This is a genomic window from Labrys neptuniae (assembly GCF_040797145.1).
Taxonomy (GTDB): domain Bacteria; phylum Pseudomonadota; class Alphaproteobacteria; order Rhizobiales; family Labraceae; genus Labrys; species Labrys neptuniae.
On sequence record NZ_JBFNQD010000006.1, the window covers coordinates 73212 to 98929 of the forward strand.

General features: G+C 65.2%; 28 protein-coding genes and 1 pseudogene. 15 read left to right on the forward strand and 14 right to left on the reverse strand.

What is annotated here, in order from left to right:
• Positions 1 to 154: 154 nt before the first annotated feature.
• From ABXS05_RS18315 to ABXS05_RS18345, 7 genes are all read left to right on the forward strand, one after another.
• Entirely contained in the window at positions 155 to 1183 is a 1029-nt protein-coding gene (locus ABXS05_RS18315; RefSeq protein ID WP_367624939.1) for a formyltransferase, read from the forward strand.
• Positions 1177 to 2811, forward strand: coding sequence for a formylmethanofuran dehydrogenase subunit A (locus ABXS05_RS18320; protein WP_367624940.1), 1635 nt, complete (start codon positions 1177 to 1179; stop codon positions 2809 to 2811). Before ABXS05_RS18315 ends, ABXS05_RS18320 begins: the two co-directional genes overlap by 7 nt.
• Positions 2799 to 3743, forward strand: coding sequence for a formylmethanofuran--tetrahydromethanopterin N-formyltransferase (gene fhcD, locus ABXS05_RS18325; protein ID WP_311940520.1), 945 nt, complete (start codon positions 2799 to 2801; stop codon positions 3741 to 3743). The genes ABXS05_RS18320 and fhcD overlap by 13 nt, the downstream gene beginning before the upstream one ends.
• Positions 3740 to 4546, forward strand: a complete 807-nt coding sequence (locus ABXS05_RS18330) for a formylmethanofuran dehydrogenase subunit C (RefSeq protein WP_367624941.1) — start codon at positions 3740 to 3742, stop codon at positions 4544 to 4546. The genes fhcD and ABXS05_RS18330 overlap by 4 nt, the downstream gene beginning before the upstream one ends.
• Positions 4547 to 4667: 121 nt before the next feature.
• Positions 4668 to 4874, forward strand: a complete 207-nt coding sequence (locus ABXS05_RS18335; protein WP_311940517.1) for a hypothetical protein — start codon at positions 4668 to 4670, stop codon at positions 4872 to 4874.
• A gap of 182 nt (positions 4875 to 5056) precedes the next feature.
• Positions 5057 to 6637: a sensor histidine kinase gene (locus tag ABXS05_RS18340; protein ID WP_311940515.1), complete on the forward strand. Its 1581-nt coding sequence runs from the start codon at positions 5057 to 5059 to the stop codon at positions 6635 to 6637.
• Positions 6634 to 7335 (forward strand): response regulator transcription factor, encoded by a 702-nt coding sequence (locus tag ABXS05_RS18345; RefSeq protein ID WP_367624942.1) that lies wholly within the window; start codon positions 6634 to 6636, stop codon positions 7333 to 7335. Before ABXS05_RS18340 ends, ABXS05_RS18345 begins: the two co-directional genes overlap by 4 nt.
• 91 nt (positions 7336 to 7426) lie before the next feature.
• On the opposite strand, the gene ABXS05_RS18350 is transcribed toward ABXS05_RS18345, so the two are convergent.
• Positions 7427 to 7792 (reverse strand): alpha/beta fold hydrolase, encoded by a 366-nt coding sequence (locus ABXS05_RS18350; protein ID WP_367624943.1) that lies wholly within the window; start codon positions 7790 to 7792, stop codon positions 7427 to 7429.
• Between the two features lie 252 nt (positions 7793 to 8044).
• Between ABXS05_RS18350 and pqqA the strand changes: the two genes are divergently transcribed.
• The 6 genes and pseudogenes from pqqA (at position 8045) to ABXS05_RS18380 (ending at position 12267) form a co-directional block, all read left to right on the forward strand.
• On the forward strand, positions 8045 to 8137 hold the full coding sequence (pqqA, locus tag ABXS05_RS18355) for a pyrroloquinoline quinone precursor peptide PqqA (RefSeq protein WP_068288997.1): 93 nt from the start codon (positions 8045 to 8047) through the stop codon (positions 8135 to 8137).
• Between the two features lie 44 nt (positions 8138 to 8181).
• Positions 8182 to 9099 (forward strand): pyrroloquinoline quinone biosynthesis protein PqqB, encoded by a 918-nt coding sequence (gene pqqB, locus ABXS05_RS18360; RefSeq protein WP_367624944.1) that lies wholly within the window; start codon positions 8182 to 8184, stop codon positions 9097 to 9099.
• A pseudogene (gene pqqC, locus ABXS05_RS18365) lies at positions 9096 to 10114 on the forward strand (pyrroloquinoline-quinone synthase PqqC). The gene pqqB and the pseudogene pqqC overlap by 4 nt, the downstream one beginning before the upstream one ends.
• Positions 10111 to 11241 (forward strand): pyrroloquinoline quinone biosynthesis protein PqqE, encoded by a 1131-nt coding sequence (pqqE, locus tag ABXS05_RS18370; protein ID WP_311940508.1) that lies wholly within the window; start codon positions 10111 to 10113, stop codon positions 11239 to 11241. The pseudogene pqqC and the gene pqqE overlap by 4 nt, the downstream one beginning before the upstream one ends.
• The gene (locus ABXS05_RS18375) at positions 11238 to 11927 is read left to right on the forward strand and encodes a hypothetical protein (protein WP_311940506.1); all 690 of its coding nucleotides are present in this window, start codon (positions 11238 to 11240) and stop codon (positions 11925 to 11927) included. The genes pqqE and ABXS05_RS18375 overlap by 4 nt, the downstream gene beginning before the upstream one ends.
• The gene (locus ABXS05_RS18380; RefSeq protein WP_376717729.1) at positions 11908 to 12267 is read left to right on the forward strand and encodes a hypothetical protein; all 360 of its coding nucleotides are present in this window, start codon (positions 11908 to 11910) and stop codon (positions 12265 to 12267) included. The genes ABXS05_RS18375 and ABXS05_RS18380 overlap by 20 nt, the downstream gene beginning before the upstream one ends.
• A gap of 13 nt (positions 12268 to 12280) precedes the next feature.
• Here ABXS05_RS18380 and ABXS05_RS18385 read toward each other — a convergent pair whose 3' ends face one another.
• The 11 genes from ABXS05_RS18385 to ABXS05_RS18435 all read right to left on the reverse strand — a co-directional run bounded on the left by ABXS05_RS18385 (position 12281) and on the right by ABXS05_RS18435 (position 21515).
• Positions 12281 to 12565, reverse strand: coding sequence for a hypothetical protein (locus tag ABXS05_RS18385; protein ID WP_311940504.1), 285 nt, complete (start codon positions 12563 to 12565; stop codon positions 12281 to 12283).
• An 86-nt stretch (positions 12566 to 12651) separates the two neighbouring features.
• Complete coding sequence (locus ABXS05_RS18390; protein ID WP_367624945.1) at positions 12652 to 13488, reverse strand: quinoprotein dehydrogenase-associated SoxYZ-like carrier; 837 nt, start codon at positions 13486 to 13488, stop codon at positions 12652 to 12654.
• A gap of 43 nt (positions 13489 to 13531) precedes the next feature.
• Complete coding sequence (locus tag ABXS05_RS18395; protein WP_367624946.1) at positions 13532 to 14080, reverse strand: PQQ-dependent catabolism-associated CXXCW motif protein; 549 nt, start codon at positions 14078 to 14080, stop codon at positions 13532 to 13534.
• Positions 14081 to 14084: 4 nt separating this feature from the next.
• Positions 14085 to 14900 carry a substrate-binding domain-containing protein gene (locus ABXS05_RS18400; protein ID WP_367624947.1) on the reverse strand — a complete coding sequence of 272 codons (816 nt, stop codon included), beginning with the start codon at positions 14898 to 14900 and terminating at the stop codon, positions 14085 to 14087.
• Positions 14901 to 14943: 43 nt separating this feature from the next.
• Positions 14944 to 15423, reverse strand: a complete 480-nt coding sequence (locus tag ABXS05_RS18405) for a c-type cytochrome, methanol metabolism-related (RefSeq protein WP_376717733.1) — start codon at positions 15421 to 15423, stop codon at positions 14944 to 14946.
• A 339-nt stretch (positions 15424 to 15762) separates the two neighbouring features.
• Entirely contained in the window at positions 15763 to 17565 is a 1803-nt protein-coding gene (gene xoxF5 / locus ABXS05_RS18410; RefSeq protein WP_311940499.1) for a lanthanide-dependent methanol dehydrogenase XoxF5, read from the reverse strand.
• Between the two features lie 352 nt (positions 17566 to 17917).
• Entirely contained in the window at positions 17918 to 18862 is a 945-nt protein-coding gene (locus ABXS05_RS18415; RefSeq protein ID WP_367624948.1) for a quinoprotein relay system zinc metallohydrolase 2, read from the reverse strand.
• A gap of 29 nt (positions 18863 to 18891) precedes the next feature.
• Positions 18892 to 19623, reverse strand: coding sequence for an ABC transporter ATP-binding protein (locus ABXS05_RS18420; protein WP_367624949.1), 732 nt, complete (start codon positions 19621 to 19623; stop codon positions 18892 to 18894).
• Positions 19592 to 20377, reverse strand: coding sequence for an ABC transporter permease (locus ABXS05_RS18425; protein WP_367624950.1), 786 nt, complete (start codon positions 20375 to 20377; stop codon positions 19592 to 19594). The genes ABXS05_RS18420 and ABXS05_RS18425 overlap by 32 nt, the downstream gene beginning before the upstream one ends.
• Positions 20362 to 21348: an ABC transporter substrate-binding protein gene (locus ABXS05_RS18430; RefSeq protein ID WP_367624951.1), complete on the reverse strand. Its 987-nt coding sequence runs from the start codon at positions 21346 to 21348 to the stop codon at positions 20362 to 20364. The genes ABXS05_RS18425 and ABXS05_RS18430 overlap by 16 nt, the downstream gene beginning before the upstream one ends.
• Positions 21345 to 21515 carry a hypothetical protein gene (locus tag ABXS05_RS18435; RefSeq protein ID WP_311940490.1) on the reverse strand — a complete coding sequence of 57 codons (171 nt, stop codon included), beginning with the start codon at positions 21513 to 21515 and terminating at the stop codon, positions 21345 to 21347. The genes ABXS05_RS18430 and ABXS05_RS18435 overlap by 4 nt, the downstream gene beginning before the upstream one ends.
• Before the next feature lie 134 nt (positions 21516 to 21649).
• Between ABXS05_RS18435 and ABXS05_RS18440 the strand changes: the two genes are divergently transcribed.
• Entirely contained in the window at positions 21650 to 22036 is a 387-nt protein-coding gene (locus ABXS05_RS18440; protein ID WP_068289025.1) for a c-type cytochrome, read from the forward strand.
• 82 nt (positions 22037 to 22118) lie between these two features.
• On the opposite strand, the gene ABXS05_RS18445 is transcribed toward ABXS05_RS18440, so the two are convergent.
• Positions 22119 to 23429 carry an MFS transporter gene (locus ABXS05_RS18445; RefSeq protein WP_367624952.1) on the reverse strand — a complete coding sequence of 437 codons (1311 nt, stop codon included), beginning with the start codon at positions 23427 to 23429 and terminating at the stop codon, positions 22119 to 22121.
• A gap of 189 nt (positions 23430 to 23618) precedes the next feature.
• Positions 23619 to 24284, reverse strand: a complete 666-nt coding sequence (locus tag ABXS05_RS18450) for a helix-turn-helix transcriptional regulator (protein WP_367624953.1) — start codon at positions 24282 to 24284, stop codon at positions 23619 to 23621.
• A gap of 127 nt (positions 24285 to 24411) precedes the next feature.
• Between ABXS05_RS18450 and ABXS05_RS18455 the strand changes: the two genes are divergently transcribed.
• Positions 24412 to 25575: an NAD(P)-binding domain-containing protein gene (locus ABXS05_RS18455; RefSeq protein WP_367624954.1), complete on the forward strand. Its 1164-nt coding sequence runs from the start codon at positions 24412 to 24414 to the stop codon at positions 25573 to 25575.
• Positions 25576 to 25718: the final 143 nt, after the last annotated feature.

The following is a 25718-nucleotide window of genomic DNA, read 5'->3' on the forward strand; positions in this document are numbered from 1 at the left end:
ATCATAACAAATAAACATCGTTGGCAACGCAGCGATTTCTTAGAAATAATCCATATTATTCTTATAAATTTGCCAGAGAGCATCGAGGTACTTGGCCGAACGCTGAGGTGGTTGTTAGCTATAGCGAAAATGAAAGGCAGGAGACGGCACACGGATGCGCGCCTGGATCGAAGGCCAACCGGTTGATCAGCACGAGGCCATCGCCGCTGCGGCGCGCATGCTGGGCGGGGCGCGCCTGCCCATCGTCGGCGGGCTGTCCGGCGATGTGGCGGCGGTGCGCGCGGCCTACCGGCTTGCCTTCCATATCGGCGCTGCGATCGACTGCGAGGGCTCGGATGCGCTCTATGCCGATCTCGGCGCCCTTGCCGCCCGTGGCGCGATGACCACCACCTGGGCCGAGGCGCGTGCCCGCGCCGACCGGCTGCTGGTGGTCGGGCGTCGGGTCGCCACCAACCCCTTGCTTGCCGAGCTCGTGGCGGCCCCCGCTCCCCTGGCCGGCGTAGCCGAACGCGACGTCCTTCGGCTGGAAGCGGCCCCTGACGCCCTTGCCGGGCAGCTTGCGCTGCTGCGCGCCCTCGCGGCCGGCCGATTGGCGCCAAGCCCGGAAACGGCAGAACTCAACGGCCTTGCCGGCAAGATCAAGGCCACCCATTTCGGGGTCGCGGTCTACGATCCCCAGGAATTGGGCGAACCGGCCGTCGGCATGCTGCAGGGTCTGGTCAAGGACCTCAATGACGAGACCCGCTTCTCCAGCCTGCCGCTCGGCGTGCCCGCCGCGGCGCGGTTGGCCCTGGCGGTCGGCAGCTGGACGACCGGCGATGCGCCGCGTGTCGGGCTGGGACGCGGCTATCCCGAGCACGATCCCTGGCGCTTCGACGCTCGCCGCCTGGTGGCGAGCGGGGAAGCCGATGCGGCGCTGTGGCTCTGTGCCCAGGCCCATGGCGAGACGCCGCCGGCCGGCATTCCCGCCATCGTGCTCGCCGGGCGCCCCGACGAGGCGCAGGCCGGCATCGTGATCGAGGTCGCCGTTCCGGGCGAGTCCGGTACGGCCGTCTGCTTCGACGAACGTCGCGGCACGCTCGCAACCATCGGGAGCGGCCCTTCTCCTCGAAACACCGATGCCGCCGAGATCCTCGACGCCATTCAAACCGCAATCGGCGAGAAGGGACCGGGATCATGCTGACGCGCATCGCGGGCGGCCGCATCATCGATCCCGTCTCCGGTCGGGACGGCAAGGCGGATCTGTGGATCCAGGACGAGCGCATCGTCGAAAAGCCGGTGCAGGCCGTCGCAGACACGGTGATCGACGCGCGCGGCTGCGTGGTGATGGCCGGCGGTATCGACGTCCATTCCCATATTGCCGGCGGCAACGTGACCCTGGCGCGCCTGCTGCTGCCCGAACTCCATGTCAGCGAAACCGCCGGCGACCCGGCCCTGCCCTTCTCGACCGCGCGCTGGTCGGGTTTCGAGACCGGTCGCCTCTACACGCGCATGGGCTATACCACGGTGATCGAGCCGGCGCTGGCGCCCAGTGCCGCCCTGGCGACCCATCTCGAACTCGACGACATTCCCCTGATCGACCGCGGCGCGCTCAGCGTGCTCGGCAATGACGACCAGCTGCTCTCCCTGCTTCGGCGCAAGGAAGGCGCCCAGGCGGTGCGCGACCTCACGGCCTTGACGCTGGCGACCTCGCGCGGGCTCGGGGTGAAGGTCATCAATGCCGGCGGGGCAGCGGCGTTCAAGCAGAATGTCCGCACCTTCGGGCTCGACGACGAGGTGCCGAGCTATGGCCTGACCTCGCGCCAGATCCTCACGGCCCTGCTCGATGCGACCACGGCCATCGGCGTGCCGCATCCCCTCCATGTCCATTGCAACAATCTCGGCCTGCCCGGTGCCGTCGATACGCTGATCGCGACCATCAAGGCAGCGGAGGGACGCCCCGTCCATTTCGCCCATGCCCAGTTCTACAGCTATGGCCGGCACGAGAGCGGCGGGATCGTCTCGGCCGCCGCCGAGGTCTGCGCGGCCCTGGCGGCGAACCCCAACGCAACCATCGATGTCGGCCAGGTGGTGTTCGGCCAGACCTGCACGATCTCCCTCGACATTCTCCGGCAATTCTCCAGCCGCAAGGCCGGCCGGCCACGCAAGTGGATCCTGGTCGACGGCGATGCCGAGGGTGGCGGCATCGTGCCCTATCGCTACAGACGCAACTCCGGCATCAACGCGCTGCAATTTGCCATCGGCCTCGAACTTTTCCTGCTCTCGCCGGACCCCTGGCGGGTGCTGCTGACGACCGACCATCCCAATGGCGGTCCGTTCACCGCCTATCCCCGCCTGATCCATCTGCTCATGGACAAGGCGGAACGGGATCGCACTTTGGCGAGCCTGCCGGACATCGTGCGCGAGCGCAGCGGTCTTGCTGCGATCGAGCGTGAATATACCCTGGCAGAAATCGCGATCATGACCCGCGCCGCGCCGGCACGCCTGCTCGGACTGGCCGATCGCGGCCATCTCAAGCCGGGCGCCCGTGCAGACGTGGCCATCTACCGCGAGGATGCCGATCGCACCGCCATGTTCGCCTCGGCCGAGCTGGTCCTGAAAGACGGGGTGGTCGTGCTGCGCCAGGGCGAGCCGCTGGGATGGCGGGCCGGCCGCACCCTGACCCTGGCGCCGGGCTTCGATCCGGCCATGACGCGCCATGCCGACCGCTATCTCGAGGAGCGTTTCGGCGCCGGCCTGGAGAGCTTTGCCGTGCCCCTGGAGGCCTTTGGCGAAAGAGATGTTTTCGAGGTCGAGCCATGTCTGATCTGACGCCCAACTCTGATCTGACGCCCAGCTCCGACCTGATGCTCAACGGCATCGCCATCGACGATACTTTCGCCGAGGCCTTCGGCATGGCCGCGACCGCGATCGTGCTGACGGCCGATACCCCGCACTGGGCCGAGATCGCGGCCGCGAGCCTGACGGGCTTTGCCACGTCGGTGATCGGCTGCGGCGTCGAGGCCGGCATCGACCGCAGCCTCTCGCCGGAGGAGACGCCGGACGGCAGGCCGGGCCTGCGCGTCCTCCTGTTCGGCTTCGATGCCGACGGACTCGGCAAGCAGCTGGCGCGTCGTGTCGGCCAGTGTGTGCTGACCAGCCCCGGCTCGGCCTGCTATGCCGGTTCCGACGGCAAGCGGCGCCTCAAGCTAGGCGCCAATATCCGCTATTTCGGCGACGGCTATGAAACGGCCAAGCGAATCGGGGGCCATCGCTATTGGCGCGTGCCGGTGATGGATGGCGAGTTCGTCTGCGAGCACGATACCGGCCTGGTCGAGGGTGCCGTCGGTGGCGGCAATCTCCTGTTTCTAGGCCGCGACCAGGCCGGCACCCTGGCGGTGGCCGAAGCCGCGGCCCGCGCCGCAGCAGCCGTGCCTGATGCGATCCTGCCTTTTCCGGGCGGTATCGTGCGCTCCGGTTCCAAGGTCGGCGGGCGCACCAAGGGCATGATCGCCTCGACCAACGATTCCTACTGCCCGACATTGAAGGGCCGTGCCCGGTCGGCCCTGGCGCCCGAGGTCGGAGCGGTGCTCGAGATCGTCATCGACGGATTTTCGGCCGAGGCCGTGCGCGCCTCGATGAGACAGGGTCTCCACGCGGCCGTCGAAGCGGGACCGCGGCACGGTCTCCTGCGTGTCACCGCCGGCAATTACGGCGGCAAGCTCGGCAAATATCACTTTCATCTGCGCGAGTTGCTGGCATGAGCGCCCTCACTTTTCGCCTGCGCGAAACCCCGCCCGAACGCCTCGACCTTTCGGGCCTGGTGCCACATCGCATCGGTGCTTTGTCGCTTTCGGACATCGAAAGACTCCCGATCGGCACTTCGCGCTTCGGTGTCGTCGTGGCCGATATCTTCACGGTCGAGGACGGCAAACGCGAGGAGATCCGCTTCGAGGGCGGCTCGCCTCGGTTCGACCTCGCGGGCGCTGGGCTGGAATCCGGCCGCCTCGTGGTGGACGGCGATGTCGGCCAGCGGCTGGGCCAGGCGATGCGCGGCGGCACGATCGAGGTCACCGGGAATGCCGGTCCGTTTGCGGCCAGTGCGGCAAGGGGTGGGCTCGTCCGTATCGCCGGCCACGCGGACGAACGGGCGGGCGGCGCCATCCACGGCGCAATGCATGGCCTCGACGGCGCGACCCTCGTCATCGAGGGCGATGCGGGCGACAGGTTGGGCGAACGCATGCGGCGAGGGCTGATCCTCGTCGGCGGGCGAGCGGGCGACTATGCAGGCTCGGGCCTGATAGCCGGCACCATCATAGCCCCGGAAGTCGGCGACAATCCCGGCTATGGCATGCGACGAGGCACCATCATCGCTGCCTCGCATGGCGCCCTGCTGCCGAGCTTCGTAGCAACCGGCCGGCATCGCCTCGTGGTTGGCGAATTGCTGCGCCGCGCCGTAGCACGCATCCGCCCCCAATCGGCCGAGCTCATCCCCCAGCAGGCCGAGCGCCTGGCCGGCGACCTAGCCACGCTCGGCAAGGGCGAGATCCTGATGCCCGCGGCATGAACGGGCAGGCAGCATTCCGAGGGTGCGCGGCTACCGCCTGGGAGGTAGCTCACAAGTGCAGCTTGATTGGAGCTGCAAACCGGAACAGGCTAATATCGCTTGCTGCAGCAAGAGGCACCCCATGTGGATTCTCCTGACCGTCTGCCTGATGAGCGCGCCCGACTCCTGCCGCGAGGAGCGTATCAGCTGGTCTATGGATACGCGGGACAGCATGGCCTGCTTGCTGCATGCACAGGAAACCATCGCCCAGTGGCAATCCACGCACCGGCAATGGAAAATACGCAACTGGCGCTGCGTCACCAAGCGGGACCTGCCCACCGACATCTGAAAACGGCACTCCCAACAGCGTTTTTCGATTTGCGACATCCGGCAGGAAGCCGGAGCAAACAAGCGTTTTCGTCCAAAACGCGCTTTGCCCGAGGTGCCGCAGCCTTGCGTCGGCGCCTCAGCTGGGCAAGTGTGCATCGTCTACCGACTACAATGGTCGGAACAATTGTGGTTCGTGGCGGCATGGGATCGATTCGAGGCTCTCTCTCCTTTCTGATCGCCGGCGCCGCCATGCTGACCCTGCTGGCGGCGGCCGGCCTGCTGTTCGCGGTGCGGACCTCCGACTTCGCTGTCGAGCGTCTCACCGTGTCGCAGCGCCGGCTCGATCTGCTGGCCGAGGCCTCCGGGCGTCTGACCGACTATGCCTTTGCCGCCATCGACAGCGCCCAGACCGCAGCCTCCAGCCGCCTGCGCCTGACTGCCCTGAAGAACCAGATCGACACCGTGCTGACGGCGGCCGGCGCCGACCCCTGGCAGGGCGAAACCATCCCCGGCCGCGTCGAGACGCCGGAGCGCATGCTGGCACTGCTGCGCGCGGATATCGCCGGCCTGGACGCGTCCATCACCGCCGGGCTCGAGCAATCGGATAGCGCGGCCCGCGGCGATACCATCCGCGGTGCCCTCAACGGCTTCGGCCTCAGCGCTGGTCCGCGCTTGTCCGCCTTGGTCGAGGCCGAGCGGCAGGCCGTCAAGCTGGCGCGCGAGGACATCGCCCGCACTTCCCAGCGCCTGACCATCGCGGCCATCGCCGCGGCGATCCTGGCCATTCTGATCGCGATCCTGCTGCACCAGCGCATCATCCGGCCGCTGCTGCGCCGAATCAGCGCCATCGACGACGCCGCCATCGCCATCGGTCGCGGCAAGCTCGATACCAGGCTCGCCGTCGGGGCGCGCGACGAACTCGGCCTGCTGGTGGCGCGCTTCAACCGCATGGCGGCCTCGCTGGCCAGACGCGAACATAAATTGTCGCTGGACAGGGCGGCACTCGAACGCATCGTGGCCGAGCGCACGGCCGATCTCACCACCGCCAATGAGAGGCTGGCCGGCATCGACCGTTCGCGCCGGCGCTTCTTTGCCGATGTCAGCCATGAGCTGCGCACCCCGCTCACCGTCGTGCTGGGCGAATGCGACATCGCCCTGCGAGCGCCCTCGATCAGCCCCGAGGAAACCCGCACGACTTTCACCACCATCCGTCAGCGCGCCTTCCGCCTGCATCGGCGCGTCGAGGACATGCTGCGCGTCGCGCGCTCGGAAAGCGGCGAGATCACCCTCGATTTCCGCCGCATCGACCTGGCGCGCCTGCTGGCGGACACCGTGGAGAGCTACGCGCCCGTGGCCAGGCGCCACCAGCTCGAAATTGCGCTCGTCCTGCCCGAATCGCCCGGCGACATCGTCGCCGACGGCGATTGGATCCGCCAGGTGATCGAGGGGCTGATCGACAATGCCATCCGCCATGCCAAGGGCGCCACACGCATCGAGGTGCGCCTGGAAGATAGCCCGGACGCCGCCGGCATCTTCGTCAGCGACAATGGCTGCGGCATTCCCGCCGAGGCACGGGAGCAGGTGTTCGAGCGTTTCGTCAGCCGCAACGGCGCTGCCTCTTCAGGCTTCGGCATCGGCCTGGCCTTGGCCCAGTGGGTTATCGCGCGACATCACGGCAGCATCGTTATAGCATCGGATCCAAACACCGAGCGCGGTACGCGGGTGGCGATCACGCTGCCTCGAGCCGCCGAAGGGAATACGCACACAGGATTTGCATCATGAATGTATTGCTCGTCGAAGATGATGCCGACATTGGCTCGATGCTCAGCAGGGGCCTCAAGGTCGAGGGATTCGACGTCACCACGGTGGAACGGGCGGACCAGGCCCTCGACACTGCCCGGGACATCAACCCCTGCGCGGTGGTGCTGGACATGATCCTGCCCGACGGTTCGGGGCTCGATGTCTGCCGGGCCTTGCGCGAGACCGGCTATACGGGACCGATCCTGTTTGTCAGCGCCAAGGACGAAGTGCAGGATCGGGTCGACGGCCTCACCGCCGGCGCGGACGACTACATCGTCAAGCCTTTTCAGTTCGATGAATTGGTGGCGCGGCTTCGCACCCACCTCCTGCATCGGTCCGGCACCTCGGATGAACATGAGCGCCTGATCGTCGGGCGCCTCGTGCTCGATCACGAGACGCGCCAGGCCCATTACGGCACCGTGCATGTGCGCCTGACGCAGCGGGAGGCTGAATTGCTCGCCCTGCTGATGCAGAGCGCCAACCATCCCGTCTCGCGCGGCGAGATCTTCGACCGCCTCTGGGCCACGCAGGGGGGCGTCTCGCTCAATGTCGTCGATGTCTATGTCGGCTATCTCAGAACCAAATTCGCCGACATCACCCGCGTCGGTGGCCCGCTGATCGGCACGGTTCGCGGCCGCGGCTTCATGCTCGACATGGCGGGCAACCGCTCGGGACGGTGAGAAAAGCGGCGGATAGCATTAGAGGCTAACCGGAGCGCCTCGCCGCTGGCAGCACGCTCTTGGAATCGACGGCCCGACTGGCGGTCCGTCATCAGGCGAGCGAGAGCAGCGCCTCGGCGAAGGCGGCGGGCGCCTCCTGCGGGAAGTTGTGGCCGATGCCCGGCAGGATGGCGCGCCGATAGGCACCCCTAAAATGCGGAGCGTCGTGATCGTCCGGCTTGGGCGGGTCGACGCCATCGGCACCGCCCTGCATCACGATTGTCGGCACGCCGATACGGGGCTGGCCGGCCAGCCTCGCCTCGATTGCCCCGAGCGCGGAATCGCCGGGCACCACGCCATAGCGATGGCGATAGGAGTGGATGACGATGTCGACGAAATCCGGATTGTCGAAGGCGGCGGCGCTCTGACCGATTTCGAGATAGGCGATGTCGAGGTCGCCGGCCTGGATGAGCTTCACGCACCGCTCCCAATGACAAGGACGAGCAAAAAAAGCGAGTCTGCGGGGTTGGCCAGACCGTACCAAATCGCTTCGCGACGGCAATAGCCCACAGCCTGAAAAATCCAACCGCTCCTTTCCAGCGGTTTTTCACTTGCGGTATTGATGGAAGACGTGGATAGTGTTGTTGGTAATGATCTTGGTATCATCCAAGATTAATACTTATAAATTCCTTATGAAAAAGCTCACAAACCAAGCAACGGAGGAATTGAAATGCGCTGGACCAAACCTGAAATCATCGAGTTCTGCGTTGGAATGGAAGTGACGGGCTATATGTCCGATGAGGACCTGCCGCCGGAATTCTAAGTTGAACCGGCGACAGCAACGGAATCGGGGTCGTGCAGGCAAGCTTGCATACCATCGTTCTCGGGGCGGCGGCCGGGGGTGGGGTTCCGCAATGGAACTGTGCTTGCCCGGTCTGCCGTCTGGCGTGGGCCGGGGATCCTAGGGTCCGGCCGCGCACCCAGTCGAGTATCGCGGTTTCGGTAAACGGGGGGGATTGGCTCTTGCTCAATGCCTCGCCTGACATCCGCCAGCAACTCCAGGCTGTGCCTGCGCTCCAGCCCGGGGATCCATCGCATCACAAGGGGTCCGCGCGCCACTCGCCGATTGCTGCGGTGCTTTTGACCAACGGTGATGTCGACCATGTTGCCGGCCTGCTGGGCCTGCGCGAGCGCCAGGCTTTCACGCTCTATGGCACGGCCGAGACGCTGGATAGCCTCGCCGGCAACCGGATCTTCGACGTGCTGGCGCGCGACCTCGTCGACCGAAAGGCGGTAAGGCCGGGCCAGAGCTTTGAGGCCCTGCCGGGCCTGACCGTGACCCTGGTACCGGTTCCGGGAAAACTGCCGCTCTGGCGCGAGAACGAACCGATGCGTCTGGGCGAGGAGAGCGAGGCGACGGTGGGCGTGATCCTGGCCGGCGGCGGCAGGCGGATCGCCTATATTCCGGGCTGCGCCGACGTGCCGCCCTGGCTGCGCGAAACCATTGCCGGTGCCGATCTGTTGTTGTTCGACGGTACGCTGTGGGAGGACGACGAGATGATCCGGCACGGCTTGGGCACCAAGACGGGGCGGCGCATGGGTCATATGCCGATTGCCGGCCCCGACGGATCGATGGCCGCCCTCGCCGGCCTGCCCGTGGAACAGCGGGTCTTCATCCATCTCAACAATACCAATCCGGTCCTGGTGGAGGATTCGCCTCAAAGGCAGGCGGTCGAGACGGCGGGTTGGCAGGTCGCCCATGACGGCATGGTATTTTCGCTATGACAACGCTCCTTTCCCCCGCCGCGCTGGAAGCTGCCTTGCGCGATATCGGCCATCGGCGCTACCACAATCTCCATCCCTTCCATGCCGCCTTGCATGGCGGCCGGCTGAGCCGCGACCAGGTCAGGGCCTGGGCCCTCAACCGTTATTTCTACCAGGCCATGATCCCGGTGAAGGACGCCACTATCCTCGCCCGCATGCAGGACCCGGGGCTGCGGCGGATCTGGCGCCAGCGCATCGTCGATCATGACGGCACCGGTGATGGCGATGGCGGGCTGGAGCGTTGGCTCAAGCTGACCGACAGCCTGGATTTCCCGCGCGATTACGTCGTCTCCACCCGCGGCCTGCTGCCGGTGACCCGCTATGCCGTGCAAGCCTATGTCGATTTCGTGCGCGACCGCTCGCTCCTGGAGGCGATCGCCTCCTCCCTCACCGAGCTGTTCGCGCCCACCATCATTTCCGAACGCCTTGCCGGCATGCTGGCGAGCTATGATTTCATCTCCCCTCAGGCCCTCGCCTATTTCGACAAGCGCCTGTCGCAGGCCCCCCGCGATGCCGATTTCGCGCTCGATTATGTCAAGCGCCACGCCACCAGCATCGCCCTGCAGCAATCCGTCCTCGCCGCCCTCGCCTTCAAATGTGACGTGCTGTGGGCGCAGCTCGACGGCCTGCATCACGCCTATGTGACACCCGGCCTGCCGCCGCCCGGCGCCTGGATTCCAGGCATGGAGCTGGCATCATGAGCACGCTCTCCGCCGAGGACGTCCCCAGCCTGCCGCGCGGGGTCAGGCTCCGCTTCGACAGCGTCCGCAACAAGCACATGCTGCTGGCGCCCGAGCGTGCCTTCGGCCTCGATGCGGTGGCCGCCAGCGTGGTGGAACTGGTCGACGGCCAACGCAGCGTCGGTGCGATCTGCGATCTGCTCGCCGAACGCTATGGCGAAAAGCGCGAGGTGATCGAGGGCGATGTCATCGCCATGCTCGACGATCTCCTCACCAAGCGGGTGATCGAGCGATGACGAACCACGCCCGCATCCCCAATCCGATCGGCCTGCTGGCCGAGCTCACCCATCGCTGCCCGTTGCGCTGCCCCTATTGCTCCAACCCGCTCGAACTCGACCACCGCGCGCAGGAAATGGACACAGCGACCTGGAAGCGCGTGTTCTCGGAGGCCGCCGCCCTCGGCGTCCTGCATGTGCATCTGTCCGGCGGCGAGCCGACGGCCCGGCCCGACATCGTCGAGCTGACCGCCCATTGTGCCGAACTCGGCCTCTACACCAATTTGATCACGGCCGGTGTCGGCGCGGCCGATGCCCGGCTCGAGGCCCTCGCCGAGGCCGGTCTCGACCATGTGCAGCTGTCGATCCAGGCTGCAACCGCGCAAACGGCGGAACATATCGGCGGCCTGGCCGGAGCCCATGCCAGGAAGCGCGACTTCGCCCGGCATGTGGTGGCGCTCGGCCTGCCGCTGACGATGAATGCCGTGATCCATCGCGCCAATATCGGCGAGGTTGGCGACATCATCGATCTTGCCGTCGAGATGCAGGCCAAGCGCGTCGAAATCGCCCACACCCAGTATTACGGCTGGGCGCAGCGCAACCGCGCCGCCTTGATGCCGACGCGCGCCGAGGCCGATGCCTCGATCGCTTTGGTGGAGGAGGCACGCGAAAGGCTGAAAGGCCGCATCGTCATCGACCTCGTCGTGCCCGACTATTATTCGGCCTATCCCAAGCCCTGCAACGGCGGCTGGGCGCGGCGAACCTTCAACGTCACGCCATCGGGCAAGATCCTGCCCTGCCATGCTGCCGAAACCATCCCCCACCTCGAATTCTGGTCGGTGCGTGAGCATACGCTGGCAGAGGCGTGGCTGAACTCGCCGGCCTTCAATGCCTATCGTGGCACCGACTGGATGCCGGATCCCTGCCGCAGCTGCGAGCGCCGGGAACGCGACTGGGGCGGCTGCCGCTGCCAGGCCCTGGCCCTGACCGGCGATGCCGGCGTGACCGATCCAGCCTGCCACAAATCGCCCTGGCACGACCGCATGCAGGCCCTGGCCGCCAGCGAATCGGCCGTTTCCTCACCACCGGCCTATGACTACCGCGTCATGACGGCCGCTCCCCGACCGATGGAAGGACAGCCGGCATGAACGATCGTGCACGTCGCAAGCCGGGAAGAGCATGGCTGTCCGCCCCGGCCCTCCTGGTCCTCGCCGGTGCTGCCCATGCGGCCGCGGCGACGCCGGACGCCGCCACCCTGCTATTCGAAGAACCCCAGCTCGACAAGACCGCCGTCAACCAGGTGCTCACCTACGCCTACCACCGCAAGAGCGCCGACGACAAACTCTACGGTGCCTCCTTCGACGATACCATCCGCCTCACCCTCGACAAGGGCGAGACGGAGCAGACCCGCACGGTGCAGGTCCAGCTCTTCAGCGGTGCGCACCGGCGCGCCGCCGGGCCGTTCGAGAACATGAGCGGCAATCCGGTGCTGAGCCTCTTCCTCGAGCATCATATCGGCGTGCTCGCCGAGGCCTACCAGGCCAATCCGCGCTATTTCAAAACGGCCATCCGTACGGCCCTGCGCGACAAGGCCGAGGTGAAGCCGGCTGAAATCCCCTTCGAGGGCCGCTCCCTTCCCGGCTGGCGCGTCTCGATCCAGCCCTTCAGCGACGACCCGAACAAGGCCCGGCTCAACGGGTTGGACACGCTGCGCTACGAATTCCTGGTGGCCAGGGACCTGCCCGGCGAGATCGCCCGCATCGAAGTCTCGGCGCCAGGAAAGAACAGCCCGCTGCTCGACGAAGGAATTTCCTATGAGGCCAAGCCTGACTGACACGCTTCTGGCATTGCTGATGCTGGCAGCCACGGCCGCTCCCGCGTTCGCCGCTGAGGTCGAGAACGACTATCCGACCAAGGCGCGAGTCGACTATGTGATCGGTTGCATGGCCGCCAATGGCGAGACGCGGGAAGCCATGGAACGGTGCGCCTGCTCGATCGACGTGATTGCCTCCATCCTGCCCTATGACGGCTATGAGAGGGCCGAAACCATCCTGTCCATGCGCCAGGGTGTCGGCCAGCAGTCCGCCATCTTCCGCAGCACCAAGCAGTTCGACGACGACGTCGCCAATCTCCGGCGCACCCAGGCCGAAGCCGAGATCCGCTGCTTCAAATAGGATTTCCAGGCACTCAGCCGTTCAGGGTCGCGCCATCCCACAGCGGTTCCAGACGCTGCCGGGCCTGCGCGACGATCTCCCTGTAATCGGGCTTGAAGGGCGTAGCCAATTGCTTTTCGAGATGGCCGAGAAGCCCGAGAAGGACGGCACATTCGGCTGTACTCTGGAAACAGGTGCCTGCCGGCGTGGCATCTGTTTTCGGATCGCACCAGCGCGACAGCAGTTCGAACAGGACGACGGCCTCGTTGGCATCGAGACCGATTTCGACGGTATCCTGCGTTTCCGGGCTTTCGGTCATGGCCTGATCACATCGCGGTGTTTCAGCGGCAATGTTGCGCACGACACGTTATGTGATCGATCCGAGGAGGCACGTCAAAGAGTTCCTCAACTGCCTCCATCCGCGGGAAAGGCGCGCTTGAACTCGTTCCCTTCCGTGTCCTTGGCATCGACGGAGATCGGCTGGCCGTCCTTGTCATAGCTGAAGCGGAAGGTCGGATCCTCGCTGAGCGAGATGCCGCCCTCCATAGAGAAGATCGGTCTCTGCCCCTGGGTGACCGCCAGGGTCTGCACGAACCAGGCCGGCGTGTAGAGCCGCGTCACCTGATCCATCTGCATGCCGGAATAATTGGGGTGGCGGATCTGAATCTGGGCTTCCTTGCTGCCCGTCCCGGAGAAGTCGCGAAAGCGCATCTTACCCAGATTGGCCTTGGCCTCGACAGGATCCTTGCCGGCTGGAGCCGAGCAGCCGCCGGCCGCTTTCACGAAAGCCTTGGTCATGTGCAGCCTGCCGTCGCTGGTCTCACCGACCGCCCGGATATAGGAATAGGAGTTGACGCGGATGCGCGTCGACAGGCTGAACTGCCTGCGCCCCTCACCGAGCTTGAAGGCAGCGACCAGCGGCGAGGGATTCTCGTCCACCACCAGGGTGATCGCCCTGATCGTGCGGCTGTCATCCGCCGGCAGGTCGACATGCACTTCGATCGGCACCAGCGCCGCATCCTCGGCCCTGACCGGCGCACTCAATCGCAAGACCGGCTCGGCATCGATGGTCTTTTCGCCGAAGAGATCCGGGCGGATCGACTCCCAGCTCGCCTCGCTCGGTGTGTCACCAGCCTCGGCCCAGCCCGGGATGGCGAGGAGCATGAGCGCGACCAGCCCCGTCCCACCCAGGAAGCGGCGGCGCGAAGGGCACGATCCTGCCCGTTTTTCAAGAAAGGTCATCGTCCATCTCCCTTTCTGATGCCGGCGGCACGAAGACAGCCGTTCACGGCCGCGGCTTGATCGTCTCCAGGGCCAGGCCTGCGCCCTTCCAGCCATCGACGCCGTCGGCATACCAATAGACCCGGCCATAGCCATAGCCGAGCGCCCGCTTGGCGGCGTTCCACGACATCCAGCAGTCCTTCTTGCAGAAGAACACCAGCGCCTCCTCGCGGCGGCCATGGGTCAACTCGGCCAGGCTACGCTTGAAATAATCCTCCGTCGCCGCCGCCAGAGCACCGCGCCCGACTTCCGGCAGCCATACCGCGCCGACAATGGTTTCATGCGGCGGATCGCGCCATAGCGTACCGGCGGGAAGCTCGGCAGGCTTCGGGGGATGCGGCAGGACATCGACGAAGATGGCCCCTCGCTGCTTCCAGAGTGCCTCGGCCCGCGCCGTATCCAGGACCGTGGCTCCGGCGAGCGTCGCCGGTGTCGGTGCCCTGTAGTCGTCGAGACGATAGCCGCTCGGCTCGGGCGGGGAACCGGCATGGGCGGGCAGTGTCGCAAGGGCCAGGACCAGAAGGACAGCACTGCGCGCGATCGGCCTGATCATCGCCTTATTCCTGCACCTGGCCCGCGGCGAGATTGGGCCGCTCGGCCGGCAGACTGTCGACGGAAACCTGCGGCACCCCATAGTCGGACAGCACCTGCGCGATCTCCTTGCTATGCTTGCGGATGGCAGCGTTGAGCGTGTGCTTCCATTGCGTCTCGTTGGCCCGGATGCCGAAGGTGATGCGATAGGCCAGGAGCGGGCGCTCGCTTTCCTGTACGAGCGGAATGACCTTGAGAGGCTTGGCCGCCTTGCTGGCGTAATAGCCGGCGATCGGCCCCCAAAGCAGCGCACCGTCGGTGTTTCCGGCGACGAGATCGTCGATGGCTTCCTTGCCCGCCGCATTGTCCTGCTGATCCAGCGTCAGCCCATAGCTCCTGGCGTTGGCGATCAAGCCAAGACGCTGCAGGTGGTCGCCCGGCGGGGTGCCGGCGATGATGCCGAATCGACGGCCCTTGAGGGCGGGATCCTCCAGCTTGGTGACGCCGGCCAGCGGCCCGTCCGCCTTGACCACGAGGACATAGGTCGACGCATAGTAGGGATTGGTGTGCTGGGTGAGATCGGAGCCCGAGGCGGCCCCGATGATCACGTCGCACAGGCCGGTGCCCAGCGTGTTGCGCACGAAGCCCATGCCTTGCTGCAGCCAGTAATAGCGCACCGGCCGCTGCAACTCCTTGGCGACGATCTCGGCGATGCGGTTCTCGAACCCTTCCTGGCGGCGGTTCGAGAACGGCATGTTGGCAGGGTCCGAGCAGACGCGCAGATTGGCCTTGTCGACGAGTTCCGGCACCTGCTGGGCATTGGCGGAATTCAAACCGAGCACCATCCCGGCCAGGACAAGGCCGGGAACAAGAAGCAGGCTGGACTCAGTTTGCCATGCAGGCCGTTTCGGCATCCTTGGCACTCTGCGGCTTGGGGTCGTGTTTTTCGGGACGGACACGTGCGAGGGCACCATCGCTGCGCGCCCGCAGATAAACATAGATGTCATCAAGATAGCACATCACGTTCCGGTTCGTGCCAAAAGTCGGCATCACCTTCTGGCTCGACGTGCTCACATCCTTGCGACCCTGGACCACGACAGTGGTGAACTGCTCATAATTCATCTTCTTCAGGGAATCGGTGAGCGCCGGCGCATAGGTCGAGCCTGCCCCGTCGGGGCCGTGGCAGACCGTGCATTCGGAATGGTAGCGCCGATAGCCGGAGAAGGTATACCAATCCACATTGCCATCTGCAGTGATGTTATAGGTCGGTGCACCCTCGGCATCGCTATACTTGCCGTCTTCACTGCTGGCCGGCTTGGCCGGGTCGGCGAAGGCCGAGGTCGCTGCGAAGAGGCCCAGCGCCAACGCCGTCAGGCCGAAGAGCGCGTTGCGATGCAGGGGGGCGGGGCGGTTCCCGGCTCGTGATTTCGTTGGATTGGCTTGAACAAGCAATCGTTTGTCTCCCACTCAGGGCACAGACCACCATTTCGCGGGCCGAAGGGCACCGAAAGCCGGAAGTCTTCGTTTTTGTCTGGCGAGGGGGCTGGGAAAGACGACGTCTCCCCAGCCCCGACGGGATGATCGGCCAAAGTGTTTGCAATTTGCCGATATCGACAAGGGGCGCAAAGACACCTGAGACAGCAAGCCAGGGCAAACGCGCATTCACGGCGGAACGCGCCTTGCCCTGGCTGCTGCATCACGTGCTCATGGCAGCGCGAACACCGTCAGCTGTCCGCCGAGCGCCGTGTAGTTGTTGAGGGCTGCATAGCCGCCAACGGCACCCAGACCCGCATTCGGATCGGTCAGGCCTGCCGCCAGGCCGATGCCGGCCCAGCCACCGACACCCGAGAGCACGGCGATATATTGCTTGCCCTTGTGGGTGTAGGTCATCACGTTGCCGATGATGCCGGAGGGGGTCTTGAACTTGTAGAGTTCCTTACCCGTCTTGGCGTCGATCGCCTTCAGATAGCCTTCCAGCGTGCCGTAGAACACGACGCCACCGGCGGTCGCGAGCGGTCCGGACCACACCGAGAACTGCTCGGGCAGCGACCAGACGATCTTGCCCTTGGCAGCATCCCAGGCAATGAAGTTGCCCATGCCGCCATGGCTGTTGGGGGCCGGATACATCGACAAGGTAGCGCCGACATAGGGCTGGCCCGGGGTGTAGCTCACCTTGAACGGCTCGTAGTCCATGCAGACATGGTTGGTCGGCACGTAGAACAGGCCGGTCTTGGGCGAATAGGCCATCGGCTGCTGGTCCTTGGAGCCGAGAGCCGCGGGGCATACGCCCTTGGTGTTGACGTCTTCGCCATTCTGCTCGGTCGAATATTTGGCCACGACCAGCGGACGACCATAGGTCTTGCTGTTCTTGTCCATGTCGACCTTGGTGGCCCAGTTCACGACCGGGTCATACTTCTCGGCAACCAGGAGCTCGCCCGTCTCGCGGTCGAGGGTGTAGCCGAAGCCGTTGCGGTCCAGATGGACCAGGGCCTTGTGCTCCTTGCCGTCGATCTTGAGATCGACCAGCGGGACTTCGTTGACGCCGTCATAGTCCCATTCGTCATGGGGGGTCATCTGATAGACCCACTTGGCCATACCGGTGTCGGCGTCACGGGCGAAGATGGTCATCGACCACTTGTTGTCGCCCGGGCGCTGCTTGGGGTTCCAGGTCGAGGGGTTGCCGGAACCGTAATAGACCAAGTTCAGCTTGGGATCATAGGAATACCAGCCCCAGGTGCAGCCACCGCCGGTCTTCCATTGGTCGCCTTGCCAGGTCTTGATGCTGGAATCCTTGCCGATCGGCTTGCCGAGTTCGGTGGTCTTTTCCGGATCGACCAGCATTTCCTCGTCCGGGCCCATGGAATAGGCGCGCCAGGCTTGCTTGCCGGTCTTCAGGTCATAGGCGGTGACATGGCAGCGCACGCCGAATTCACCACCGGAAATGCCGACAAGGACCTTGTCCTTGACGGGCATGACGGTCGCGGTGTTGGTCTCGCCCTTTTTCGGGTCGCCGTTGACGACGGACCAGACCACCTTGCCGGTCTTGGCGTCGAGCGCCACGACGGTGGTGTCGGCCTGGTGCAGGAACACCTTGCCGTCTGCATAGGCCAGGCCGCGATTGACCGTGTCGCAGCACATCACGGGAATGACGTTCGGATCCTGCTTGGGATCGTAACGCCAGATGATCTTGCCTTCATTGTTGAGATCGAGGGCATAGACCGTGTTGGGAAACGGCGTATGGACATACATGATGTCGCCGACGACCAGCGGAGAGCCTTCATGGCCGCGCAGGACGCCTGTCGAGAATGTCCAGGAAACCTGGAGCTTCTTGACGTTTTCCGCAGTAATCTGGTCAAGTTTCGAATATCGAGTATTCGCATAATCGCCGGTCTGCAGCACCCATTGATTGGGGTCCTGCGTCAGCTTTTGTACTTCGTCATTGGCGTAGGCCTGCGCGCCGAATAACAGCGAGCAGACCACGCCCAGCCACGCTATCAATATTTTCATTGGGCTTCCTCCGAGTGGCCACACGCATGCCGTCCCGCCGGACCACATGCCGAACTTGATGTCGTTCTTCTAGCCTTGGGGATACCTCGTCTCTTCGACAGCGTGTCACAGCCGGCGGATCCGCCTCGTAGCCATAGGCATAAGCCGCTGGCTTTCGAATCGACACTGCGATCCCCATCACGGTGCCGTTGGAAGTCGAAGATGCGTTACCTTATGCAACGTGTTCAGTTCATGCAAGATTTGACTGACATGCCACTAGATTTATTTTTACCTTATTATGGTGCGTCGCATCATTTATTGAGTGCACCGCAAAATCACGGCGGTACTATACGGTTCTTCGGCTGGGTACTGGCTATTCCCATTCGAGTTCGTGAAAGGCACTTGTGGCATTGCGTGGATTGAACTCGTCAAACAGCTGCCAGTTGTCGCGCTCGGATTGCCCGGCCCGTTCCGCCGCCTCACGCAATGTCCGTCCTTCGGCGATCATCGCGCGCACGTCGTCGCGCAGGCGCGTGAGATAGCGCTGCATCGGATCGGCCGCCGCCGGCCAGGGCATCGCGGCCGGACCATGGCCCGGCACGACGCGGGCGGCCGGACGCGAGCGCAGGGTGTCGATCACGGCAATCCAGCCCATGAGGCTGCCGTCAAGCGCCGGGACGTGGCCGGCAAAGAGCAGGTCTCCCAGGAACCAGGTGTTCGTCTTCTCGTCCAGCACGGTGAGATCGGTGTTGGTATGGGCCGTCGGCCAGGCCTCCAGCAGGAGGCGGCGGCCGCCGAGATCGAGATCGAGCCGGTCCTTGACGAGCAAGGTGGGGGCGATCGCCTCGGTGCCGGCGAAGGCGGCCTCCCCGATCAGCCGGCGCGTCGCCGACAGATAGGTCCCGGCACGCGCGGACAGGGCCTCGGGCAGGTTGGCATGGCCGACGATCGTCACGCCCGGCAGGCGGAAGGCGGCATTGCCGAGCAGATGGTCGGGATGGACATGGGTGTCGATGACATAGCGAATCGGCTTGTCGGTACGGGCGCGGATGGCCGCCAACAGGGCAAGACCGGCCTGCCGCGAACCACCCGTATCGATGACCGCGACCGCCTCATTGCCAATGACGAAGCCGGCATTGCCGATAGCATCGGCATTGCCCGGCGCGGCCAGTTCATGCGGGGCGGCAAAAACGAAGACGCCCTTGGCTATTTCCGTCATCGGCAAGGGCGTCGGTAGCGTCTCAGCCGAAGCGAAGCCGGGAAGCAGGACAAGGCAGGCCGTCATCCAAAGCCGGGCCAGCATCACGAGCCGTTGCATCCTGCAAGCTCCTTCCTCGGCCACCGGCCTTACAAGCCGAAGCGCTCGGCAAATTCCCGGTGCCGCGTTTCGATCCAGGTCGAATGCCGGTCCTGGCGCGCTTCCACGATCGCGACCTCATGGAGGATGCGGGTGGGACGGGGGCTCAGGAACAGCAGCCGATCGGCCAGGCCGATCGCCTCGCGCACATTGTGGGTCACCATAAGAACCGTGATGCGATGGTCGGCGACTTCTGCCAGCAGGCAGGCGCGCAGTTCCAGCGCGGCCTTGTCGTCGAGCGATACGAAGGGCTCGTCCAGCACCAGCAATTGCGGCTCCAGCGCCAGGGCGCGAGCCAGCGCGACGCGCCGCTGCAGGCCGAGCGACAGCGCATGCGGATAATGTGCGCGCCACTCGGAGAGGCCGAGCCGCCCGAACAGAGCGTCGAGGTCACGCCGGCGCTGCGACGGCGGCAAGGCGATGCGGACATTCTGTTCCACCGTCCGCCAAGGCAGCAAGCGCGGCTCCTGGAAGGTCACCCCGACCGTCAGCGCCGTGATGTCGGGCTCCACCCTGCCCTCGAAATCACGATCGAGCCCGAGCAGGATCTTCAGGGCAGTGGTCTTGCCGCAGCCTGAAGGCCCGATCAAGCAGGTGAATTCGCCCATGGCCAGCGAAAGGTCGAGCCCCCTGACGGCTTCCACGGCCCTGCCGCGATCATCGCGATAGATCTTGCTGGCGATGCTGAGGTCAAGCAAGAGCGGGGCGCCAACGTCGGGCATGCTTCTCAAGGGGCTGCAGCAGGAGGAATTCGATAGCGAGCATGACGCAGGTGAAAGCGAGAGCATAACCCAGCACCGCCGTGACATCCGAAAGCTGGAAATAAAGTGAAATCGCGTAGCCGACCCCCGACGAGCGGCCGAGCAATTCGACCACCAGCACGATTTTCCAGACCAGGGCCAGGCCCGAACGCGCGGCCGCAGCGATGTAGGGCGCCAGCTGCGGCATCAGGACATGGCGCAGCCAGGTTCCGGCCGGAAAGCGATAGACATGGGCCATCTCCTCGAGATCGCGATCGAGGGCCCACGTGCCCTCACGCAGCACCACGATGACATTGGGGATCTTGTTGAGGGCGACCGCCGTCACTGCCGCAGCTTCCGTCAGGCCGAGCCAGATGTAGCACAGCACGGCGATCACCAGGGCCGGCATGTTGAGCAGCACCAGGAGCCAGACATCGAAGGCTGCGTTGGCCCGGTGCCAGCGGCCGAGGACGATGCCGATGACGCTGCCGATCAGCATCGCCACGCCGAAGGCGCCGGCAACCCGCCACAGCGTGATGCCGATATTGGCGACCAGGTCGCCGCGCCGGGTCTCCGCGACGATGAAGGCGAGCACCGCCGCGGGCGAGGGCAGCAGCGGGCCGTTGGCCAGCCTGGCCGCGACCTCCCAGATCGCCAGCAGGGCAAGCAGCGAGACCAACCGGGCCGTGAGGCCGGCTAGGCGTCCACTGCTCCAATCTGTCAGTGTCCGGCCCAATAGAGCCCCTCCGGAAGGGTGGCGGTCTTGCCGACCAGCTTCTCGCCGCCGAGTTCGGCCAGCTTGGCGTAGAGCTTGGCAGCATCGGCCCGTTCATCGGCGATCGCCCGGTTGGGAATGCCGGTAAGGAAGGTACGCCTGAGCACGTTATAGGTCGCCTCGTCATCGGCCTGCATCAGGGGTCGGAGCTGCGCCCAGATCGCCTCCTGGCTCGCCAGGGCCTGCTTGGCCTGCCTGGAGGCGGCGGCAAAGGCGGCGATGCGCTTGTCATGTTGCTCGTCGCCCCGTTTGAAGACATAGCCGATGAAGGAGATCGGCCCCTCGACGCCGAAGGAGCGCGCGACCTCGTCGGCGCCGATCAGGCGCTTGAAGCCCTTGGCTTCGAGACGCGCGCAGAAATTCCAATAGAGCAGTGCCGCATCGAGTTCGCCCTGTTCCAGCTTCATGCTCAGCAAGGGAGGCGCCCCGAACACCGGCTCGGCCACCTTGGCCAGGTCGATGCCGGCCTGGTGCCGGGCATAGGCCTGCAGCAGGATCCAGCTCTTGTCGAGCGCCCCGCCGGCCACGCCGATGCGCTTACCGGCAAGGTCGGCGACCGTGGCGATCGTCGATCCCGGCGCCCGCATCACCGCCCCCTCCGAGGCCGAGAAGGGCAGGAACACGATGTCACGTCCCTCGCCGCGCATGCGCGCCGCCCAGAGCAGATCCGAGACGATGCTGTCGACGGCATCCCCGAGAAAGGCGATGCGCGCCGCATCGTTGGAGGCGAGCTTCAAGGGATCGATCCTCAAGCCCGCCGCCTCGTCCAGGCCGAGTGCCCGGATGGCAGCGAGCTCCCACTCGACCGTACCGAAGGATAGAACACCCACGCGCAACGGCGGCAGTTGCGCCCAGGCCGTTCCGGCCGAGCCAAGAAGTCCTCCCCCCAGACCGGCGCCCGCAAGCGCGAGAAATTGTCGCCGTTTCATCATTGCGGCAAACCGCCGTCGAAACCCGCCACGACGCGACCAACCCCATCAAATTGTTTCTGAAAAGGCCGCCGCTGCCGAACCGGGAGCGAGCCGAAATCGCCGGACATCAAGCACGCATCCTCCTTGTGCAGATAATATCTATTCTTGACAAGGAGTGTGATCATCATTCTTCATGCTGTCCAGTCACTTTACGTTGCGCCTAGACTGATTCACAACACAACACGACATGTGAAGAACAAAATAAGCAGAAATTAAGCTTAATCTTCGATGACTTCGGATGAATGGCCGAAAGGGAGAGAAAATGCGACAGGTCGCCGTCGGAATTCTTGCCTCTATCCTGATATCGAGCGCTGCACTCGCACAAGATGCAGCGCTCGGCGAAAAAGTATTCATCAAGTGTAAAGTTTGCCACCAGGTTGGAGAGACAGCCAAGAATGCCGTAGGCCCTGAGTTGAATGGAATAATCGGCCGTAAATCCGGATCGGTAGAAACTTATACCTATTCACCAGCAATGAAGAGTGCCGGCCTGACCTGGGCAGAGGACACTCTCTCAGAATATCTTAAGAGCCCAAAACAGAAGGTGCCCGGCAACAAGATGGCCTTTGTCGGCCTGTCGAAGCCCGACGACATCGCCAATGTCATCGCCTATCTCAAGCAGTTCGACGCCAGCGGCAAGAAGGCACCTTGAGGGGAGCGGCAACCACTGCACACCTACACTGAAAACGCGACAGGCGGATGGCGTCCAGCCCCGCCCGCCGGTCGCGCAGCCGTCATTCGGCAGCAGCGAATTCCGTCTTGGAATCATGCCCCAGGCCCAGGACCAGCAGGGCCGAGACCAGCGGCAGCAGCGACAGGGCCAGAAGCCCCATGGCGGTGCCTCCCGTCTGGTCCTTGAACCAGCCGATCAGATAGGGTCCGCCGAAGCCGGCGAGATTGCCGATCGAATTGATCAGGGCGATGCCGCCCGCCGCCGATGCGCCGCTCAGGAAGGCGGTCGGCAGGGTCCAGAACAGCGAGAAGGTGCAGAACACGCCGATGGCCGCCACCGTCAGGGCGATCATCGTCAGCACGGGATCGCTCAACGCGCTGGCCGCGGCCAGGGATAGCGCGATCAGGAACAACGGCAGCGCGACATGCCAGACCCTTTCGCGGGTGCGGTCCGAATGCTGCGCCCACAGCACCATGGCGACCGAGCCGAACACATAGGGTATCGCGGTGACGAAGCCGGTCTGGATGTTGCTGAGGCCGAAGGCCTTCACGATCTGCGGCAGCCAGAACTGCATGCCATAGAGCGCCCCGACGAAGCCGAAATAGACCAGGCTCAGCACCAGGACCCTGGGCGAGGCCAGCGCCTGACGCAGGCTCATATGGTGTGCGGCCTTCCTCGCGCCCTCCTCGCGCTCCAGGCGATCGGAAAGCCAGCGCTTCTGCTCGGGGCTGAGCCAGGCCGCCGACGCCGGACGGTCGGTGAGATAGAACCAGGTCGCGATGCCGAGCAGGGCTGCCGGCAGGCCCTCCAGAATGAACAGCCATTGCCAGCCCTTGAGACCGCCGACGCCGTCCAGACCCAGCAGATAGCCTGAAATCGGGGCACCGATCACGGTCGATACCGGCACCGCCACGGCAAAGGCGGCGAGGATGCGAGCACGGTATTTGGCCGGATACCAATAGGTCAGATAGAGGATGATGCCGGGAAAGAAGCCGGCCTCGGCCACGCCGAGCAGGAAGCGCAGCACATAAAAGCTGACCGGACCGGCGACCAGCGCCATCAGCGCCGAGACGATGCCCCAGGTCACCATGATGCGGGCGATCCAGCGGCTGGCACCGACCTTGTGCAGGATGACATTGCTCGGCACTTCGAACAGAAAATAGCCGATGAAGAAGATGCCGGCGCCCCAGCTGAACACCAGGGGCGAGAATTTCAGCTCGTCATTCATGGTCAGGGCGGCAAAGCCGAGATTGACGCGGTCGAGATAGGCCAGGAGATAGGCCAGCATCAGGAACGGCAGCAGGCGCCAGGATACGGCACGCACCGTCGACGCCTCGATCGCCTGCCCGTCCCGCTCCGCCATGGCGCTCATCGGGCAATCCTCCCCTTTGCTGGCGGATGCTTGCGACCGGCCTCGTTCGCCAAGCCGGCACACCGCCTTTCCGACGCCGGCGGCAAGCGCGTTCACGACGGAACGCTCTCACCCCAACGCCTTGTTCTGACGCGACCTTGCGGTTCCCGCTGATTCCGTCAAATCACAAAATGCGCCGGCGCCCGCCCGCTACGGCGCTTCTTCCCGGATGCGGTAGGCGCAGCGCCGGGCGCCGTGGACAATATGCTCGGTTCGCTCAACCGAGCAGCGTGGCCCGAGCATTTCGCGGAAAATCGCCAGTTCCGAACGGCAGAAACCCTGGCAGGCCGTGGCCGCCGCACAGATCGGGCAGTGGTTCTCGATGAGGAGCCAGCCCCCGTCCTCCGTCGGCCGGTGCTGCGCCATGTAGCCTTCGCGCGTGCGAATCCCGGCAAGCGCGGCGATGCGGGCCTCGGTTCCCTCCACCCGGCCGAGCTCGGCGCGGTAGGCCGCGCGCATCTCCTCCTCGCGCGCCGCGATCAGGCGCTCGAGCGCTTCGGGCCCGAGCAGGTCACGGATGTTGCGCAGCAGGCCGACGGTCAACTCGGCATGGGCGTCGGGAAAGCGGCCATGCCCCTGCGCCGTCAGCCGCCAGAACTGCGAGGGCCGGCCGACGCCCCGAGCCACCGATTCGGTCTCGACCAGGCCTTCGGCGGCGAGCTTGATCAATTGCTGCCGGGCGTTCTCGCCGGTCGTGCCGATCGCCTTGCCGAGCTCGGCCGCCGTCTGCTTCCCCTTCGTCTTCAGGAGGAACAGCAGGCGATCGGGCCCGGACCGTCCCTGCAGGCTCGAATTTTCCAGCTCCGGCGTCGACATGACCCTCTGCAGTCTATATTCAAAGCATGTACTTGCTTTATACGGTTGCGGACAGCGGGATGCAATCGCGCGATGGCCCCGTCGCCGCCCTCTTGAATTCCGGCAACCCGGCCGCCACTCTCGCAGCATGGCTGAGCATGATGAAGAGGGAGCGAAGGCCGCTTCGCCTCCCGCCGATCAGGTACCCGCGCGGGACGTCCACCTCGCCTACAAGGTGGACATCGTCGTGATCGGTGCCGGCCAGGCCGGGCTCTCGAGCGCCTATCATTTGCACGAACTCGGTCTGGCGCCCGGCCGCGGTTTTCTGGTGCTGGACAAGGCGCCTGCGCCCGGCGGGGCCTGGCAATTTCGCTGGCCGTCCTTGACGCTGAGCACCGTCAACCGCGTGCACGATTTGCCCGGCATGTCCTTTGCCGACGTCATCGATCCCGACCTCACCGAGGTGCCGGCGGCGGAGGCGGTGCCGCGCTATTACCAGGCCTATGAGCGCAAATTCGAGTTGCCGATCTATCGGCCGGTGACGGTCAAGGTGGTGTGCGAGCGCGGTGGGCGCTTCCGGGTCGAGACTGATAGGGAGACCTTTTCGGCGCGCGGCCTCATCAACGCGACCGGCACCTGGGAGACGCCCTATGTTCCCGACTATCCCGGCCGGGAGAGTTTCGGGGGGCGCCAGCTCCACACCCGCGACTATCGGAACGCCGAGGCGTTCGCCGGCCAGCGCGTCCTCGTGGTCGGCGGCGGCATCTCGGCCGTGCAGATCCTCGACGAGATCTCGCGCGTGACGCAGACGATCTGGGTAACCCGCCGCGAGCCTGAGTTCCGCGACAGGCCGTTCACGCCCGAGGACGGGCGGGCCGCCGTCGCCCTCGTCGAGGACCGGGTGCGGCGCGGCCTCGTGCCCGGCTCGATCGTCTCGGTCACCGGCCTGCCCCTCACCCCGGCCCTGCGGGCCGCACGCGAGCGGGGCGTGCTGGCGCGCCGGCCGATGTTCAGCGCGATCACGCCCGAGGGTGTGCGCTGGGCCGATGGCCACGAGGAGAAGGTCGACGTCATCCTGTGGTGCACCGGCTTTCGCTCCTCGCTCGACCACCTGGCGCCGCTGCAGATCCGCGAGGACGATGGCGGCATCGTGATGGCCGGCCGCCTGGCGACGCAGGTCGCCCGCGATCCGCGCATCCATCTCGTCGGCTACGGCCCCTCGGCCTCGACCATCGGCGCCAACCGCGCCGGCGCCGCGGCCGCCCGTGAGCTGACGGCGACGCTGGGGATCGGCGGTGGGGTAACCCTGTAGGTATCGACTCAAGGGCCGGGCGAGATGACGGACCTGCCGAACTAACGCCACGTACGCGCCCCCTCGCCCCGTTTACGGGGTGAGGGTAGGGGTGAGGGGCTACGCAAAGTGTTCAATATAAGAGGTCGCACTGCCCCTCATCC